A 16,033-nucleotide genomic window follows, 5' to 3' on the forward strand; every position below is an offset into this window, starting at 1 on the left:
AGACTATACCAACGGTCGATGATGCGTCAACTTCTGCCATTCTCATTTCATTAACAAAGCAAATAGAAAATCCCCCTTTCCAAAGAAAAGGGGGATTTTAGGGAGCGCAGTATAGTGAGCTATTTCTTACTATCTTCCTCGCGGTTGGCACGCTGTAGCTCTTCAAACATAGCGACTTCTTCCTCATGGTTGCGGTGCTCAATCTCCGCAGCCTTAGCGGCGACGTCATCGTTGTCAGGAGTGAAGAAACTGCCACGACCAGGATGTCCGGAGAAGCCAAGCTGATTCATCTGCTTTGGCACAGGGGCACCAGCGTACTCCAGCGGAACAGGATGCCCATGCTCATCCACCTCGCCCAGCGGCTGGTGCACCTCAATGAAGGCACCGTTGGGCAGCTGGTTAATCACACCAGTTTCAATACCGTGCTCCAGAACCTCACGGTCGGAGCGCTGCAAGCCGATACAGATGCGGTAGGTGATGAAGTAGGACAGCGGCGGCAGCACGATCAACCCGATACGGCCGATCCAGGTCATGGCGTTCAGGGATACCTGGAAGTGGTAGGCCACTAGGTCGTTACCACCGGAGATGGTAAGCAGCGCGTAGAACACCAGGGCCATCACACCAATGGATGTGCGGACCGGAACGTCGCGCGGACGCTGCAACAGGTTGTGGTGCGCGTCGTCACCCGTGATCTTTGCCTCGATGAACGGATAGGCGAACAGCAAGCCAACCAGAATACCCAGCATGATGGCCACCCAGAACACCGCAGGAATGGTGTAGTTACCCAGGTAGAGCTCCCAGGCGGGCATAATGCGAGCAGCACCGTCCGTCCACAGCATGTAAATATCGGGCTGAGAACCTGCGGACACTTGTGCCGGGTTGTAAGGACCCAGGTTCCAGATAGCGTTGATCTGGAATGCACCAGCCATAAAGGCCAGAGCGCCGAAGGTGACCAAACCAAAGGCCACAGACTTGACTGCGAAGACTGGGAGAATGCGCACGCCCACAACGTTGGTTTCGGTGCGACCAGGTCCAGGGAACTGGGTGTGCTTCTGGTACCACACCAGCGCGAGGTGGGCAGCAATCAACGCAAGCAGGATGCCCGGGATGAGCAGCACGTGTGCGATGTAGAAGCGGTCCAACATAATTTCGGAGGGGAAGTCTCCGCCGAAGATGAGCCAGTGCAGCCAGGTACCAATGATGGGCAAGGACAGCACGATGGCGGACATGATGCGCAAACCAACACCAGAGAGTAGGTCATCCGGCAGAGAGTATCCCATGAAGCCTTCAGCAACCGAGAGTAGCAACAGGATGCAGCCAATGATCCAGTTGGCTTCACGCGGACGTCGGAAAGCACCGGTGAAGAAAATGCGCAACATGTGAACCATGATGGACACGGCGAACATCAGTGCAGCCCAGTGATGCAGCTGGCGGATGAACAAGCCACCGCGAACCTCGAAGGAAAGGTTCAGTGCGGTTTCGTAAGCGCGCGACATTTCTACGCCGTTCAACGGGGCGTATGCGCCGTCGTAGACGACTTTGGCGATAGAAGGATCGAAGAACAAGGTCAGGTAGATACCGGACAGCAACAGCACAATGAAGCTGTACAGTGCGATCTCGCCAAGCAGGAAGGACCAGTGCGTAGGAAAGACCTTGTTGATCTGTGTGCGGATGCCCGCCGAGAGTGTGTAGCGGGAATCAACGTTGTTGCCCATCTGGGCTAATTTATTGTTACTCATGAACGACGCTCCCAGAAGGCCGGGCCGACGGGTTCAACGAAATCGCCGGCTGCGATGAGGTAGCCCTCTTCGTCAACAGTGATGGGCAGCTGAGGAAGCGCACGCGCGGCGGGTCCGAAAACCGGCTTTGCGTAGTGCAACGCATCGAACTGCGACTGGTGGCAGGGGCACAGGATACGGTTGGTCTGCGCCTCATACAGTGAGGTCGGACAACCGATGTGTGTACAAATCTTCGAGTAGGCGTAGTAGTCGCCGTAGTGGAAGTCCTCTTGGCCCTGACGCTGAACAGCACGCGAAGCATCAGCGGAACGCAGGCGGATCAGCATCACAGAGTTACGGGGACCGTGAATGGAGTGCATGTGAGCTTCATAAACTTCACGAGTGGACTCGTAGAGGTCGCCATCGTTGACATCTTCCTCCGGCAGTGGGAACACGGTTTCCATACCACCAGCAGCAAGATCCTCAGGGCGCATACGCACCAGGCGTGAAATACCCTGGGTGGTGTAATGCCCGTGGTGCTTCTCGGCAAGAGCGCCGGTATCGCGACCAAGATAGACCTTGGTGCCTTCTTTGGTTAACGTCCATCCGGTAGTCCACAAGGTGCCGTCGCCCTGTACATCCAGCCCGCCTGCCTTCGGTTTCCACGGGTTTTTCACCATGCCACCGAGAGGAGCAATGATGGTCAGGCCAGCAAGCACAGCACCTGTTCCCATCAGGCCCATGAGCACTTTACGACGCCCAAGGGTTGAGGTCTGCCACGAATCATTCAGCAATGCGACCAACGTGCGTCGATCAACCTCTTCAGACGGCCCATCGTGGCGGCGTTGCACCGAAATCTCTTCCGGAATGAACTTCTTCACGTACTGAACGGCACCAAAGCCCATGCTCAGAATAGACAGACCCATGGTTACACCCAGCAGCGGCGTGTACAGAGAGTACAGCCACACGCCCGACTCGCCGAGTCCCTTGTAGTGCCAGGGCCAGAACAAATACACGCCGAGGAAAGCAACAGCGAAGATAATGCCAAGCAGGAACCACACGCCAACGATGTTGACGGCGCGTTTTTCTGCTGGGTCGTTGGCAATCGGGAACCGCTCTTTGCGGTAGGCAACGGTGACTTCGTCAAGTTCCGTACCCAAGCGGGCAAGCTCGTCATTGCTCATGGCATTGAGCTCTTGAGAAGTGTACTTCTTATTCACGTTATTGCTCATGAGCGAGATCCAATCCACAGAGCTGCGGCGATCAGGACCACGATACCGACAAGCCACATAAGCATGCCCTCAGTAACAGGGCCAATGCCGCCGAGGCCATAGCCGCCGGGATTCGGTGTTTCCTTAGCTGCCTTGATGAAAGCAATGATGTCTTTCTTCTCATCAGCAGACAGCTGACGATCAGAGAACTTGGGCATATTTTGAGGTCCGGTCAGCATGGCCTGGTAAATCTCCTGCTCGTTAGCGGGGTCCAGGTACGGTGCATACTTACCGGACGACAACGCACCGCCACGACCAGTGAAGTTGTGGCAGGACGCACAGTTCAAGCGGAACAGATCAGAGCCGCGAGCAATGTCAGCAGGATCAACCTCGCCATCGTAGTTCTTGCCGCGCAAGGACTCCATCGCAATGGTGCCGTCCTCATTGCGAACAATTTCAGGGCCGCCACCATTGGCATTCACATATGCTGCCAGTGCCAGGACTTGCTGCTCTGAGTAGCGAGGGGTCTTTCGCTGCGCCTGCGCTTCATTGCGAAGCATGGGCATACGACCAGAATGAACCTGGAAGTACACGGCACCTTCACCGACACCAATCAGAGAAGGACCGCGATCTTTAACACCCTGCAGGTTCTTGCCGTGGCATGTCACGCACGCGGCCTCGTACAGGTCTTTGCCTTCGGTGATCAGAGCTTGATCGTCCTGATTGGCGGTTGCGACCTGAGCATCAGGGGTAAGGGCGTTGGCCAACAAGCCAGCGCCGGTCAATGCCAGGACAAGGGTCAGCGCACCAGCGAGGATGCGCCGCATCTTGCGGCGGGCTTTGACCTTCTTCGCCGAGGGCACTGTCGAAGCAGTGTGCTCGGTGGTCTGTGGGTTGGTTTCCATCATTTCCCTTTTATCTTTGGTGAGTCCGACCAGAAAGGCTTATTGAATGAAGTAGATGGTGGCAAACAGGCCGATCCAGACAACGTCAACAAAGTGCCAGTAGTATGACACCACCATGGCTGCAGTTGCCTGAGCCGGGGTGAACTTGCCCTTTGCCACACGAAGCAGGACGACGACGAAGGCCAAAACGCCAGCCAAGACGTGTGCCGCGTGGAACCCGGTCGTGATGTAGAAGACAGAGCCATACACACTGCTCTGAATGGTCAGGCCATGTTCTACAAGGTGGTAATACTCATAGCCCTGGCCAACGAGGAACACCGTACCCATGAGGGCCGAAATCGCGTACCAGCGGCGGAGAGCGAAAACGTCACCGCGCTCTGCAGCGAAAACGCCCGCCTGTGCCGTAAACGATGAGGCCACCAGGATGATGGTAATCGTTAGTGCGTAAGGGACATTGAGGTGCGATGCACCGTAGTCCCACGTCTCGCCCTGCCCGTTTGCGCGCGACACGAAGTACATCGCGAACAGGCCAGCGAAGAACATCAATTCTTGAGACAGGAACACAATCGTGCCGACACTGACCATATTGGGTCGGTTCAGTGCCGCAACACGCTGTGGTGCTGTCATACCTGTGTTTCCAACTGCGCTCGTCACGTCTATCAGTATGACGGGTTCAGCGGGGGAAGTCATCTAGTGCCCCCGCCCCTGTGTCGGTTTATGGCTCTGCCAGCGGAAGGATTTCAGCTTCTACATATTTCAAAAAAATTTCGAGAACCCGTGGAACTTTTTTGCTGTTTCATCCGACGCACCGTTTTTGCAGGTCACCCACCCCGCTATCATTACCCCGTTTTACCCCCATACGGCGCGGCTCAATATTACCCGAGACGCAAGAACAATGCAGCATTTTTCACCCCCACAAACAAAGAGACACATATCACATTATATTGGCCATGTTTTGCGTCCGCTACAACTTTCGGTTGACCCCCGCTGAACTGGGCGTTTTCGGCACCCATCTTGCACTTCATTGAGTTCCCGCGTTTTATTGCGTCGCCCCTGGTTGCGTGCTTAATCACCTATATTCCACGTGGGATAATGTCAGTTTGCGCATCAGACCGCAGGCACTGGCAATACCCCCGAAGCTCGCTACGACGAAAGAAACGGTCCAGAGCAAACAACCCTGGACCGCCTCACATTGTGCACGTTACGGTTTAGTGCTTTTCCTTCGGCATGATGTACTGCAGGTTCAGCATAATGCCCGACCAGATCAAGATGACAGCGCCAAGCAGCAGCAACCAGTACGCCATGAAGGCGATGGCGTAACCCATGATGCCAATGCCAACACACATCACAAACGGCCAGATAGAGCCTGGGCTAAAAAAGCCGAGCATCCCAGCACCGTCTTCAATCTCTGCTTCCTCCCAGTCCTGGGGAAGAATATCAATGCGACGCTCCGTGAAGTGGAAGTAGGCACCCAGCATAAGTGTGAGTCCTGCAGCCAGAGCCAGACCAGTCGCACCTGCCCACTCAAGTCCCTGAACACTTCCGGTGTCAGAAACATTGCGGGTGGCCACGATGTAGATCACGGCCATTATGCCCATGAACACCGTCAGCCCATAGAAGATTTTGGCGGAAGACTTCATGTGTTATTCCCTTCTACTGAGCAGACTTGTTGAGGTCAACAGTGTTGGTGGAGTTGCGGGTATCCTCGCGACCAGACAAGAACGGACTGGTTGAGGTTGCGTAAGGAGCCTCACCGATCGATTTCAGTGCCTCGGCGTTCGATGCCTTGGGGTTGCTGTTACGGAACTCCATGTACTGCTTAAACTTTTCGGGCGAAACCACCCGGAGTTCAAAGTTCATCATGGCGTGGTAGGTACCGCACATCTCAGCACAACGTCCCACAAAGGCACCTTCCTTTTCAATCTTTTCAACCTGGAAGGTGCGCTGAGACTTGTTGGCCTCAGGGTGCGGGAATGCGTCGCGCTTGAACAGGAACTCAGGAACCCAGAAGGAGTGAACCACGTCGGCTCCTGCGAGATCGAACTCAATGGGGGTCTGGGATGGAAGCACCAGAACCGGAACTTCATCAGTGGTGCCCAATGTCTCGATCTTGTCAAAGTGCAGGTAGGACATGTCCGACTTGGATTTACCGTGGATCGGACCAGCGGCATGCTCACCGTGCGATGCCTCGCCATGGGATTCGCGAGTACTGTCAGCAAATTCGGCGCTGTGATCCGCAGCCTTCTGGCGCTCTTCATCACGGCCGTTGTACAGCGAACCGGTTGGCGACAGATCCTCAGCAACCTCGCCATATCCAAACTTCCAGTTCCACTGGAAGGCGGTGACATCAACCTTCACCTTCGGGTCTTTATCCAAGGCGGTCACGCGGTCCTGCGTTTGGACGGTGAAGAAGAACAAGGTCATCACGATCAGGATCGGGACGATGGTCAGCACCAGCTCCAGCGGAACGTTGTACCCGGTTTGTCGGGGGAATTCACCTTTACCGTTCTTCTCGGCGCGCTTTGCGGAGTACCTAAAAAGAGACCACAGCATGAGGCCCCACATGATTGCGCCAATAATCCAGGCAGCAACCCAGACCCACACCCAGAAATTGCCCATCGCGGTAGCCTCTGGGGTGATGCCTTCCGGCCAGCCCATGCGCAAAAAGTGACCAACTGGGCCGCCGGGTGCCGCGACATCACAGCCAGTAAGCGCGAGGCTGCCAGCGCCGAGTACGCCTGCGAGGGTCGCGTTGCGCATGAAACCACGCTTGTTTCGCTGTTTCACGTGTGTCTGCCTTCCTGTCCACACAAACTTTTTCTAACTTCGCAGCGTATCGCATTCTGATGTGCTTTCCACCTCGTTTGATGCCACGCAGCTGATACAGCGAGGATTTTACTGCATGTGACAAGGTCAGCCCCAACACCACCCCTTACCTAATGTTGTCTAACTCACAATACATCATCCTTAGGGTTACCCTCAAAAGTGTAGTATTTACAGCACTGCTGTTTGGTGCGTCACGCGACAATGCTCAAGCACCAGCGCTGTATCTTTGTTCAACGGGGGTATCAACACTCCCCCACGCTGCTTATCGACGTCGCGCCTCCCGCGTCCGTATAACGTATGGTTCTGCAGTTTTGGGGTCAGCACCACTACACTGCTTAGAGTATTGGCAACTGAGATCGAAGGATTACGCTCTATGTGTGGCCTTTTAGGCATGCTTACGGCACATCACAACGCCGTGGACTTTGTTCCCGCAATTGAACGCGCGCTGCCCTGCATGCGCCACCGCGGCCCAGACGAGGCCGGATCATGGCATGACACAGACGCGGTGTTTGGCTTCAATCGCCTCTCCATTATCGATATTGCACATTCCCACCAGCCACTTCAGTGGGGTCCAGAAGGCGAGCCGGATCGCTACGCCATGACCTTCAACGGCGAAATCTACAACTACGTTGAGCTGCGTAAAGAGCTGCAGGATTTGGGCTACACCTTCAACACCTCGGGCGACGGCGAACCAATTCTTGTGGGATACCACCATTGGGGCAAAGATGTGGTGAAACACCTGCGAGGTATGTTCGGTATCGCCATTTGGGATACCAAGGAAAAGCAGCTTTTTCTCGCCCGCGACCCATTTGGCATCAAACCGCTGTACTACGCCACCACAGATAAAGGTACCGTTTTCGCCAGCGAGAAAAAATGCATCCTTGAGATGGCACCAGAGCTGGGTCTAGATCTCAGCGTTGACTACCGAGCCGTTGAGCACTACGTGGATCTGCAGTATGTGCCAGAACCAGAATCTTTGCATACCCATATCCGCAGGCTTGAGTCAGGATGTATCGGGACGGTGACCCAGGAGGGCGTCGTTAAGCAGGAGCGGTACTTCAAACCGCAGTTCAATGTGCGGGGCGTCGTTAAGGGCGAAGAGCAGGTGCTGTTCGACCGCATCGCACGGGCGCTGGAAGACTCCGTGGAAAAGCACATGCGTGCCGACGTGACTGTTGGATCGTTCCTGTCCGGCGGCATCGATTCAACGGCTATTGCGGCGTTGGCGAAGCGTCACAACCCGAATCTTCTCACCTTCACCACCGGTTTTGAGCGCGAGGGCTACTCCGAAGTTGATGTAGCGGCGGAATCCGCAGCAGCCATCGGAGTGGAACACATCGTCAAGATTGTCTCCCCGGAGGAATACGCCGATGCTATCCCCAAGATTATGTGGTACCTGGATGATCCAGTGGCGGACCCCTCGCTGGTTCCGCTCTACTTTGTGGCTGCGGAAGCCCGGAAGCACGTCAAAGTAGTGCTGTCCGGTGAAGGTGCCGACGAACTCTTCGGCGGCTACACCATATATAAGGAACCACTGTCACTCGCGCCCTTCGAGAAGATCCCCTCTCCCCTGCTCAAAGGACTCCGCAAGCTCAGTACCGTGCTGCCCGACGGTGTGAAAGGCAAATCCCTACTCCAACGCGGCACCACCCCCATGGAAGAGCGCTACTACGGCAACGCGCGCTCCTTCAGCTGGGAGCAGCTCAAGCGCGTCATGCCCGGTGCGAAACCGGAGTGGGATCACCGTGATGTCACCGCTTCCATCTACGCGCATTCCCGCGATATGGACCCGGTCGCCAGGATGCAGCACTTGGACCTGTTCACGTGGATGCGGGGCGACATTCTGGTTAAGGCCGATAAGATGACCATGGCGAACTCCCTGGAACTGCGTGTTCCGTTCCTGGATCGGGAAGTGTTTGCCGTGGCGGAGACAATCCCCCACGGGTTAAAGATCACCGAGGGGACCACCAAATACGCGCTGCGCCGCGCCATGGAACAGATTGTTCCCGCCCATGTGCTTAATCGCCGGAAACTGGGCTTCCCGGTTCCCATGCGGCATTGGTTGGCGGGCGACGAGTTGTATGGCTGGGCGCAGGACACCATTAACGCCTCACAGACCGAGGACTATTTTGACAAACAGGCTCTTCTGCAGATGCTGAAGGAGCACCGCGACGGCGTATCGGACCATTCTCGCCGCTTGTGGACAGTCCTGGCATTCATGGTGTGGCACGGGATTTTCGTGGAAAAGCGCATTGTGCCCAATATTGAGGAACGCGAGTACCCCGTGGAGCTGTAGTCTCACTGCGCTGTTGCATCGATTCATTGCACAACCTAAAACAATCAAGAAAGATTTGCCCTGTTTTGATGCCTAACGCGTCATTACAATCGCCCACATGTCACAAGTATTGATTGTTCATGCACACCCGGAGCCTGAGTCGTTCTGCACCGCTCAGGCTCACACTATTGAGCGGGCGCTGAAGGACGCCGGTCATACCGTGGATTTCATCGACCTGTACGCCGAGGACTGGGATCCGGTTGTCAATGTCAACGACGTTGAAAATCCGACCCGCCCATTCAAGCCGCAGGAAGCGACCTTGCAGGCGATCAAAGACGGCACCCTGAACCCGGAAATTGCCCGGCATTTGGAGCTCGTTCTTGGGGCTGACATGCTGATCTTGTCGTTCCCCTTCTGGTGGTTCTCCATGCCTGCCATCACAAAGGGCTGGATTGATCGCGTGTGGGTCATGGGCGGAGTGTTCGGTGGGGACTATGGAATGCTCGACGAGGCTGCGCTGTACGGCAAGAAAGCACTGGTAGCAACGACCACTGGCGGACCCGAAGAGTTCTACAAACCAGACGAAATGACCGACGACATGCATTCATTCTTGTCCCATATTCACCATGGGATATTTCGGTTTGTGGGCTATTCCACACAGGAACCCATCATCACCTATGCCCCGGCACACCTCCCCCAGGAAGAACGCGAAAAAGCCTTAGAGCATGTCTATGACACTGCTCTAAGGCTTAATCCTGAACCTTCGTCTTAGTTGAAGGAATCCCCGCAGGCGCAGGAGCCGGCTGCGTTGGGATTGTCGATAGTGAAGCCCTGGGACTCAATGGTGTCCTGGAAGTCAATCCGGGCACCTGCGAGGTAGGGCACACTCATCTTGTCCACGACAAGGCGCACACCACCGACGACATCAACCTTGTCGCCATCGATCTCGCGGTCGTCGAAAAACAGCTGGTAACGCAGTCCTGCGCAGCCACCAGGCTGCACAGCGATGCGCAGTGCTAGATCCTCACGGCCTTCCTGCTCCAACAATGCCTTAGCTTTGGCCGCGGCAGCATCAGTGAGGATCACACCAGTATTGGTTGAGGGAGCGGTCATTAGTGAACTCCTTTTTTGTAAAAGATTGCGTCGTGCACCACGGTACTCCGCAATAAGCGATGATGCACAGATTATTGTATTCAACAGCGTTCTTATGAGGGTTATTCCCCTGCCCCCAGCATCAACCCCTGTTTGGGTGTTTCTGCCTTAACACCCGTCGTGCCTACCATATCTTGTAGCCTTGAATACGTGAAACTTCCTTGGCAGAAAACTGATTCTTCGTCAGCAGCTGAGCCTGTTGAATTAGCTGCAGATGCGCCCGCAGAAACGCAGCCCACTCGCAAGGGATATACCCCAAAGAAGGGCCGCCCCACGACCAAACGGGCAGATGCTGAGCGTGAGCGGGGGGTTCGCCGCTCCCCCGCGAAACCCCCAGAGACGCCGAAGGAGGCGCGCGAGCGTCGTAAAGCGTTGAAAGAATCCATGTCAAAGGAGGAGTACCGGGAGTTCAAACGTAAGGAACGCGAGCAGCAAACGGCGCAGCGCCGCAAGGTTCAGGAAGCAATGGATCGCGGCGAAGAGAAGTACCTGCTGGCGCGTGACCGCGGCGATGAGCGTCGTTTTGTGCGCGATTGGGTGGATTCCCGACGCCACATGAACAACATGATCATGCCGGTGGCTTTGGGTCTTTTGGTTGTGATGTTTATCGCCCAGAATTACCCACAAACCTCGGCGGTCATGTCCACCTTCGTCATGGTGGTGATGCTGTCATTCGCCGTGGAGGGGCTGATCATTGGTCGCGGTGCCAACAAAGCCGTGCGGAACAAGTTCCCCACCTCTACCGAACCGGGCATCTCACTGGGCTTTTATGCGTATTCACGTGCCACTCAGCTGCGTCGACTCCGCAGCCCGAAGCCGCGAGTCAACATCGGCGACAAGGTGTAGCACGTGCGCACATTGGTGCTGGGCGGGGCGCGCTCGGGGAAGTCGGTGTTTGCTGAAGAACTCTGCGCAGATGAGGATGTCTGCTACGTCGCCACTGCGCGCCCCTGGCCTGGCGACACGGATTTTTCCCAGCGCATCGCTGAGCATGTGAAACGCCGTCCCACACACTGGACAACGGAGGACCGGATCGATGCCGCAACGGTCCTCGCCAACCCACCATGCCGCACCGTCCTTGTGGATGATCTGGGAACATGGCTCACCCACACGCTTGACGACGCCCAGGCGTGGGACGCCCCACGCGGCACCATCACCCCGCAAGTTCAGCGCCTCATTGCGGCAGTTGACAGCTTCCCTATTAGTAACAACCTCATTCTGGTCAGCCCCGAAGTAGGAATGGGCGTGATCCCAGAGCACCGGTCCGGCCGCCTTTTCCGCGACGAAATCGGTGCACTCAACGGCACACTGGCAGCACTCTGCGAGCGTGTGACGCTGGTCGTGGCTGGCATACCTCTCACATTGAAACCCTAAAGGAGACACTCCATGGTTCCCGCCGAACTATTCGCCAAAGTTGAAGCCCCCAACGCGGAGGTGGAGCAGCAGGCACGCGACCGCCAACTCACGCTGACAAAGCCAGCGGGTTCCCTTGGGCGGCTCGAGGACTTAGGCGTGTGGATCTCCGCATGCCAAGGACAATGCCCACCGCATTCCATTGACAACCCCCGCATCGTCGTGTTCGCGGGTGACCATGGAGTGGCGCAGCACGGGGTGTCTGCCTACCCCTCCGAAGTCTCTCTGCAAATGGCTGCCAACATTCAGGCAGGCGGGGCGGCCATCAACGTACTCGGCCGGGCGGCCGGGGCCTCCGTGCGGGTCGTTGACGTCTCCCTTGACCACGATGTGTGGGGTGATGAGCGAGTCTCCCGCAGCTGCGGTTCCATCGACCGTGAAGACGCCATGGACGACGACCAGGTCATCCGCTCACTGCAGATCGGACAGCGCGTCGCCGACCAGGAAGTTGACTCGGGCGTGGACCTCCTCATCGCTGGCGACCTAGGAATCGGCAATACAACGCCCGCCGCCGCCCTCATCGGAGCCATGACCAGCACCGAGCCCGTCGTTGTGGTTGGCCGCGGGACCGGCATCGATGACGAAGGCTGGAAACGCAAGGTCACCGCCGTCCGCGATGCCATGTACCGCGTGCGTGCCATCAAACACGACCCCATCGCCGTCCTCAAAGCCATCTCCTCCCCCGACCTCGCGGCTATGGCGGGTTTCCTGGCACAAGCCGCCGTGCGCCGCACCCCCGTACTTCTCGACGGCGTGGTGGTCACCTCCGCCGCCCTCATGGCCAATAAACTCGCCCCCGGCGCGCGCAAATGGTGGGTTGCGGGACACAAAGGCGCAGAACCAGCTCACATCCTGGCGCTGAATTCACTCCACCTGGACCCCCTCCTCGACTTTGGTATGAGGCTCGGCGAAGGCTCTGGGGCGGCCGCAGCACTTCCCCTAGTGAAAGCCGCGACTGACATCATGACCGACATGGCCACCTTTGAATCCGCCGGAGTTTCCGAGAAGGACTAGCGTTATTGTGTCCGGCAAAGCAGGGTTCTCTGACAACGAGCCAGGTAACGCCCATGGATTCGCTCCCTGGGAAGGCATCAACACCGCCTTCAGCTGGCTGACCATCCTGCCGTTCCCGGGGGCCGCCACCTTTGACCGCACCACCGGGGCGCGGGCAATGGCTGCATTGCCCCTAGTTGGCGTGTTCTTAGGGGTGTGCACCTACGCACTCGCTATGGTTGCCGATGCCCTGAGCATCAGCCCTCTCCTCACCGCTGTGCTCATCGTCGTTCTGTGGGAAACCCTGACACGCATGATGCACCTCGACGGACTTGCTGATGTCGGCGATGCTCTGGGCTCTTTCCAATCCGGCGAACAAGCACAAAAAATTCTTGCTGACCGCTACACCGGCGCGCTTGGCATGGGAACGGTCCTGCTGACACTACTCACCCAAGTAGCCGCCATACATGCTCTGCTTACCACCTCGGCGCTCCTTACTGTCGCCGCGCTGCCCGCCATTGGACGCTGCGCCGCTATGATCACGTGCGCACGAGGGTTCACAGCCTTCTCCCCCACCGGTTTTGGCGCCTTGGTCATCGGCACGATCCGCTGGTGGTGGATTGGCGTGTGGGCGTTGATGCTGGCAGCTGCGCTGTACTACGAGGTGTGGATACTCGGCATTACCGCCCTAGTGGGAGCGCTTCTGTTCAACCTGCTCGTCGCGGCGCATTTTCGGCGGCGTTTCGGCGGACTTAATGGTGACTGCATCGGTGCCAGCATTGAACTTTGCACCGCCTTCTCTGCGGCATTAGTTGCCGTGTTGCTGTGAAGAACACGGCTTATCCTAGGTCAGCAACCATCTACACCAGCGTGTGCATCCACCCATGAGTGTCATCAATGGTGCCGCGCTGGATTCCGGTAAGGGTTTCGCGAAGCTGCATGGTGATCTCGCCGGACACGCCGCCACCAATAGTGAAGTCGCCGTGGTTGGATTTCACCTTGCCAACGGGAGTGATCACGGCGGCGGTGCCGCAGGCGAAGGTTTCGCTCATGGCACCGGAAAGGGCGTCGTCACGCCAGGATTCGGTGCTCACAAGCTCCTCGGAAACGGAATACCCCAGGTCTTGGGCGACTTGAAGGAGGGATGCGCGGGTGACCCCAGGAAGCAGTGAACCAGACAGGCGTGGGGTGACCACCCGGGCGTCGTTACCCGTGCCGTAGACGAAGAAAAGGTTCATGCCGCCCATCTCTTCCACGTAGGTTCGTTCGATGGCATCGAGCCAGACCACCTGGTCGCAGCCTTTTTCGGTGGCTTGTGCCTGTGCGACAAGGGAGGCGGCGTAGTTGCCCGCGAATTTGGCGGCACCAGTGCCACCGGGGCAGGCACGGACGTAGTCTTCGGAAAGCCACACGGAGACGGGGTTGATGCCGCCTTTGAAGTAGGCACCTGCGGGCGAAGCGACGAGCATGAAGGTGTAGGAGTTGGCGGGCCGGACGCCGAGGCTGGGTTCGGTGGCGATCATGAAGGGGCGTAGGTAGAGGGATTCTTCTCCACCTGCGGCGGGCACCCAGTCTTGGTCGATGTCCACAAGCATGCGGAGTGATTCGATGAACAGTTCCGTGGGGAGTTTCGGCATGGCCATGCGCTCAGCGGAACGCTGCATGCGTTCGGCGTTGGCTTCTGGACGGAAGGTTTTTATGCTCCCGTCGGGCTGCCGGTAGGCTTTCAGTCCCTCGAAGATTGCTTGCCCGTAGTGCAGGACGGAGGCGACGGGGTCAAGGGAGATGGGGGCGTAAGGGACGACAGCGGCGTTGTGCCAGCCTTTGTCCTCAGTCCAGTCGATAGTGACCATGTGGTCGGTGCGGTAGTGCCCGAATCCAGGGTTTGCCAGAATCTCGGCGAGGCGTTCCGGCGAGGTGGGGTTGCTGGTGCGTTCTACGTTAAAAACCAAATCTGTCATGTACATCAAGGTACACCCAGCGGTGTTGTGTGGTCGGGTGGGTCGCTACTGTTGAGGTGACTATTCCTTGATTGTTTGTGTGGAGGTTAGCCCTACATGTCTTCTGAATTCTCGTTGCCTCACCGCGGTGTTGTACCTGAGTTGTCCTTGTCTGCGGAGATGCCGCAGGATGCGGAGGCGCTGGTTGTCCCCGTGTTTCAGGGCGAGGACGGTCTTGATCTTCCTGAGTCGGAGTTTTTTGATGGTGCGACAGTGCGGGCTGCCCTGGACATGCTTGGTGCTACTGGTGCCGCCGAGGAGGTAACCAAGGTTCCCGCTAGTACCGGCCCAATTGTCGCTGTGGGTGTAGGCAAACGTGACGATGTGGACGCGGAGAAGCTTCGCCGCGCCGCCGGTGTTGCCGCACGCTCACTCACGGGTTTAAAGGTTGTGGCTACAACGCTGGGGGAACTCGGCTTGGCCGCTGCCTTGGAGGGCATCGCTCTCGGCGCATACACCTACCGTGGGCTGAAAACCGCCGATGTTCCTGAGGATCAGCAACCGGTGAAGAAGGTGGTGTTCCTCGGCAAGGACCAGGCGCTTTTCGACGCCGCCGTCATCACCGCTGAGGCCGTCGCCTTTGCCCGCGACCTGGTGAACGCGCCGTCGTCACACCTGTTCCCCGAGTCCTACGCCGCCATCGCCACATCAGCCGCCGAGGACAATGGCCTCACCGTGGAGGTGCTTGACGACGCCGCGCTTGCCGAGCAGGGCTTCGGCGGCATTGTGGCCGTGGGTCAGGGTTCCACACGCGGCCCGCGCCTCGTACGCATCAGCTACACCCCCGAGCAACTGGACGATGCACCCACCGTTGCACTCGTAGGCAAGGGCGTCACCTTTGACACGGGTGGCGTGTCCATCAAACCGGCGGCCAACATGGACCAGATGATTTCCGATATGGGTGGCTCCGCAGCTGTCCTTGCCACCATCATCGCCGCAGCTCGGTTGAAGCTCAATGTCAAGGTGACCGCCACCATCCCCATGGCAGAGAACATGCCCGGCGGCAATTCTTACCGCCCGGGCGATGTGATCACGCATTACGGGGGCACAACCTCCGAAATCCTGAACACTGATGCAGAAGGCCGCCTCATCCTTGCCGATGCCATCGCACGCGCAAGTGAGGATAACCCCGACTACCTGATCGAAACCGCCACCCTCACTGGTGCACAAATGGTGGCGTTAGGGCTGCGCACGGCCGGTGTAATGGGTTCCGATGCCTTCCGTGACCGTGTTGCAGAAACCGGCCGGAGCGTCGGTGAACAGGCGTGGGCCATGCCTATTCCCGAGGAAATGTCCACCGCCATGTCCTCTCCCGTCGCCGACCTGCGCAACGCGGATCCATCCCGTTGGGGTGGCATGCTGTCGGCTGGGTACTACCTGGGAAACTTCGTTGGTGAGGGCATCGAGTGGGTGCACATCGACATCGCCGGGCCGTCCTTTAACACGGGTGGTGCCCACGGCTACACACCCGCGCGAGCCACCGGCGCACCCGTGCGTACACTGATCGCCGTGCTGGAAGGTATCGCAGGAGAGTAGACTC

15 protein-coding genes are annotated in these 16,033 nt (G+C 57.6%); 7 read left to right on the forward strand and 8 right to left on the reverse strand.

Going from position 1 to position 16,033, the window contains the following annotated elements; all coding sequences use genetic code 11:
- Nucleotides 1-119: 119 nt before the first annotated feature.
- From qcrB to ctaC, 6 genes are all read right to left on the reverse strand, one after another.
- Nucleotides 120-1,739: a cytochrome bc1 complex cytochrome b subunit gene (gene qcrB / locus CDUR_RS09025; protein WP_179417949.1), complete on the reverse strand. Its 1,620-nt coding sequence runs from the start codon at nt 1,737-1,739 to the stop codon at nt 120-122.
- Complete coding sequence (qcrA, locus tag CDUR_RS09030) at nt 1,736-2,950, reverse strand: cytochrome bc1 complex Rieske iron-sulfur subunit (protein ID WP_179417950.1); 1,215 nt, start codon at nt 2,948-2,950, stop codon at nt 1,736-1,738. Before qcrA ends, qcrB begins: the two co-directional genes overlap by 4 nt.
- The gene (gene qcrC, locus CDUR_RS09035) at nt 2,947-3,837 is read right to left on the reverse strand and encodes a cytochrome bc1 complex diheme cytochrome c subunit (protein WP_179417951.1); all 891 of its coding nucleotides are present in this window, start codon (nt 3,835-3,837) and stop codon (nt 2,947-2,949) included. The genes qcrA and qcrC overlap by 4 nt, the downstream gene beginning before the upstream one ends.
- 36 nt (nt 3,838-3,873) lie before the next feature.
- Nucleotides 3,874-4,488 carry an aa3-type cytochrome oxidase subunit III gene (gene ctaE, locus CDUR_RS09040; RefSeq protein ID WP_155862223.1) on the reverse strand — a complete coding sequence of 205 codons (615 nt, stop codon included), beginning with the start codon at nt 4,486-4,488 and terminating at the stop codon, nt 3,874-3,876.
- 554 nt (nt 4,489-5,042) lie between these two features.
- Entirely contained in the window at nt 5,043-5,474 is a 432-nt protein-coding gene (ctaF, locus tag CDUR_RS09045) for an aa3-type cytochrome oxidase subunit IV (protein ID WP_179417952.1), read from the reverse strand.
- Nucleotides 5,475-5,487: 13 nt separating this feature from the next.
- Nucleotides 5,488-6,621: an aa3-type cytochrome oxidase subunit II gene (ctaC, locus tag CDUR_RS09050; protein WP_040360149.1), complete on the reverse strand. Its 1,134-nt coding sequence runs from the start codon at nt 6,619-6,621 to the stop codon at nt 5,488-5,490.
- 412 nt (nt 6,622-7,033) lie between these two features.
- Here ctaC and asnB point away from each other — a divergent pair, with 412 nt between their 5' ends.
- Together asnB and CDUR_RS09060 are read left to right on the forward strand one after the other, a co-directional pair.
- Nucleotides 7,034-8,956, forward strand: a complete 1,923-nt coding sequence (gene asnB / locus CDUR_RS09055) for an asparagine synthase (glutamine-hydrolyzing) (protein WP_179417953.1) — start codon at nt 7,034-7,036, stop codon at nt 8,954-8,956.
- A gap of 97 nt (nt 8,957-9,053) precedes the next feature.
- Nucleotides 9,054-9,707: an NAD(P)H-dependent oxidoreductase gene (locus CDUR_RS09060; RefSeq protein ID WP_179417954.1), complete on the forward strand. Its 654-nt coding sequence runs from the start codon at nt 9,054-9,056 to the stop codon at nt 9,705-9,707.
- Here CDUR_RS09060 and CDUR_RS09065 read toward each other — a convergent pair.
- Nucleotides 9,704-10,048, reverse strand: a complete 345-nt coding sequence (locus CDUR_RS09065; protein ID WP_006063938.1) for a HesB/IscA family protein — start codon at nt 10,046-10,048, stop codon at nt 9,704-9,706. The genes CDUR_RS09060 and CDUR_RS09065 overlap by 4 nt on opposite strands.
- Before the next feature lie 189 nt (nt 10,049-10,237).
- On the opposite strand from CDUR_RS09065, the gene CDUR_RS09070 reads away from it, so the two are divergent.
- From CDUR_RS09070 to cobS, 4 genes are read left to right on the forward strand one after another with little or no spacing between them, the layout of a single operon-like run.
- On the forward strand, nt 10,238-10,933 hold the full coding sequence (locus CDUR_RS09070) for a DUF3043 domain-containing protein (RefSeq protein WP_179417955.1): 696 nt from the start codon (nt 10,238-10,240) through the stop codon (nt 10,931-10,933).
- 3 nt (nt 10,934-10,936) lie between these two features.
- On the forward strand, nt 10,937-11,461 hold the full coding sequence (cobU, locus tag CDUR_RS09075; RefSeq protein ID WP_179417956.1) for a bifunctional adenosylcobinamide kinase/adenosylcobinamide-phosphate guanylyltransferase: 525 nt from the start codon (nt 10,937-10,939) through the stop codon (nt 11,459-11,461).
- 12 nt (nt 11,462-11,473) lie between these two features.
- A complete protein-coding gene (gene cobT, locus CDUR_RS09080; protein ID WP_179417957.1) occupies nt 11,474-12,514 on the forward strand; it encodes a nicotinate-nucleotide--dimethylbenzimidazole phosphoribosyltransferase in 1,041 nt (346 codons plus the stop codon).
- Between the two features lie 7 nt (nt 12,515-12,521).
- A complete protein-coding gene (gene cobS, locus CDUR_RS09085; protein ID WP_179417958.1) occupies nt 12,522-13,322 on the forward strand; it encodes an adenosylcobinamide-GDP ribazoletransferase in 801 nt (266 codons plus the stop codon).
- 31 nt (nt 13,323-13,353) lie between these two features.
- Here cobS and CDUR_RS09090 read toward each other — a convergent pair whose 3' ends face one another.
- Nucleotides 13,354-14,454 (reverse strand): branched-chain amino acid aminotransferase, encoded by a 1,101-nt coding sequence (locus CDUR_RS09090; RefSeq protein WP_179417959.1) that lies wholly within the window; start codon nt 14,452-14,454, stop codon nt 13,354-13,356.
- A gap of 96 nt (nt 14,455-14,550) precedes the next feature.
- Here CDUR_RS09090 and CDUR_RS09095 point away from each other — a divergent pair, with 96 nt between their 5' ends.
- Nucleotides 14,551-16,029, forward strand: coding sequence for a leucyl aminopeptidase (locus CDUR_RS09095; RefSeq protein ID WP_179417960.1), 1,479 nt, complete (start codon nt 14,551-14,553; stop codon nt 16,027-16,029).
- Nucleotides 16,030-16,033 lie beyond the last annotated feature (4 nt).

The organism is Corynebacterium durum, from assembly GCF_030408675.1.
Lineage (GTDB): Bacteria > Actinomycetota > Actinomycetes > Mycobacteriales > Mycobacteriaceae > Corynebacterium > Corynebacterium durum.

Coding starts and splice junctions, on each gene's coding strand:
- qcrA (WP_179417950.1), bottom strand. CDS start 2,950: ATGAGCAATAACGTGAATAAGAAGTACACTTCTCAAGAGCTCAATGCC.
- ctaF (WP_179417952.1), bottom strand. CDS start 5,474: ATGAAGTCTTCCGCCAAAATCTTCTATGGGCTGACGGTGTTCATGGGC.
- CDUR_RS09090 (WP_179417959.1), bottom strand. CDS start 14,454: ATGACAGATTTGGTTTTTAACGTAGAACGCACCAGCAACCCCACCTCG.
- CDUR_RS09095 (WP_179417960.1), top strand. CDS start 14,551: ATGTCTTCTGAATTCTCGTTGCCTCACCGCGGTGTTGTACCTGAGTTG.
- qcrB (WP_179417949.1), bottom strand. CDS start 1,739: ATGAGTAACAATAAATTAGCCCAGATGGGCAACAACGTTGATTCCCGC.
- asnB (WP_179417953.1), top strand. CDS start 7,034: ATGTGTGGCCTTTTAGGCATGCTTACGGCACATCACAACGCCGTGGAC.
- cobT (WP_179417957.1), top strand. CDS start 11,474: ATGGTTCCCGCCGAACTATTCGCCAAAGTTGAAGCCCCCAACGCGGAG.
- qcrC (WP_179417951.1), bottom strand. CDS start 3,837: ATGATGGAAACCAACCCACAGACCACCGAGCACACTGCTTCGACAGTG.
- CDUR_RS09060 (WP_179417954.1), top strand. CDS start 9,054: ATGTCACAAGTATTGATTGTTCATGCACACCCGGAGCCTGAGTCGTTC.
- CDUR_RS09065 (WP_006063938.1), bottom strand. CDS start 10,048: ATGACCGCTCCCTCAACCAATACTGGTGTGATCCTCACTGATGCTGCC.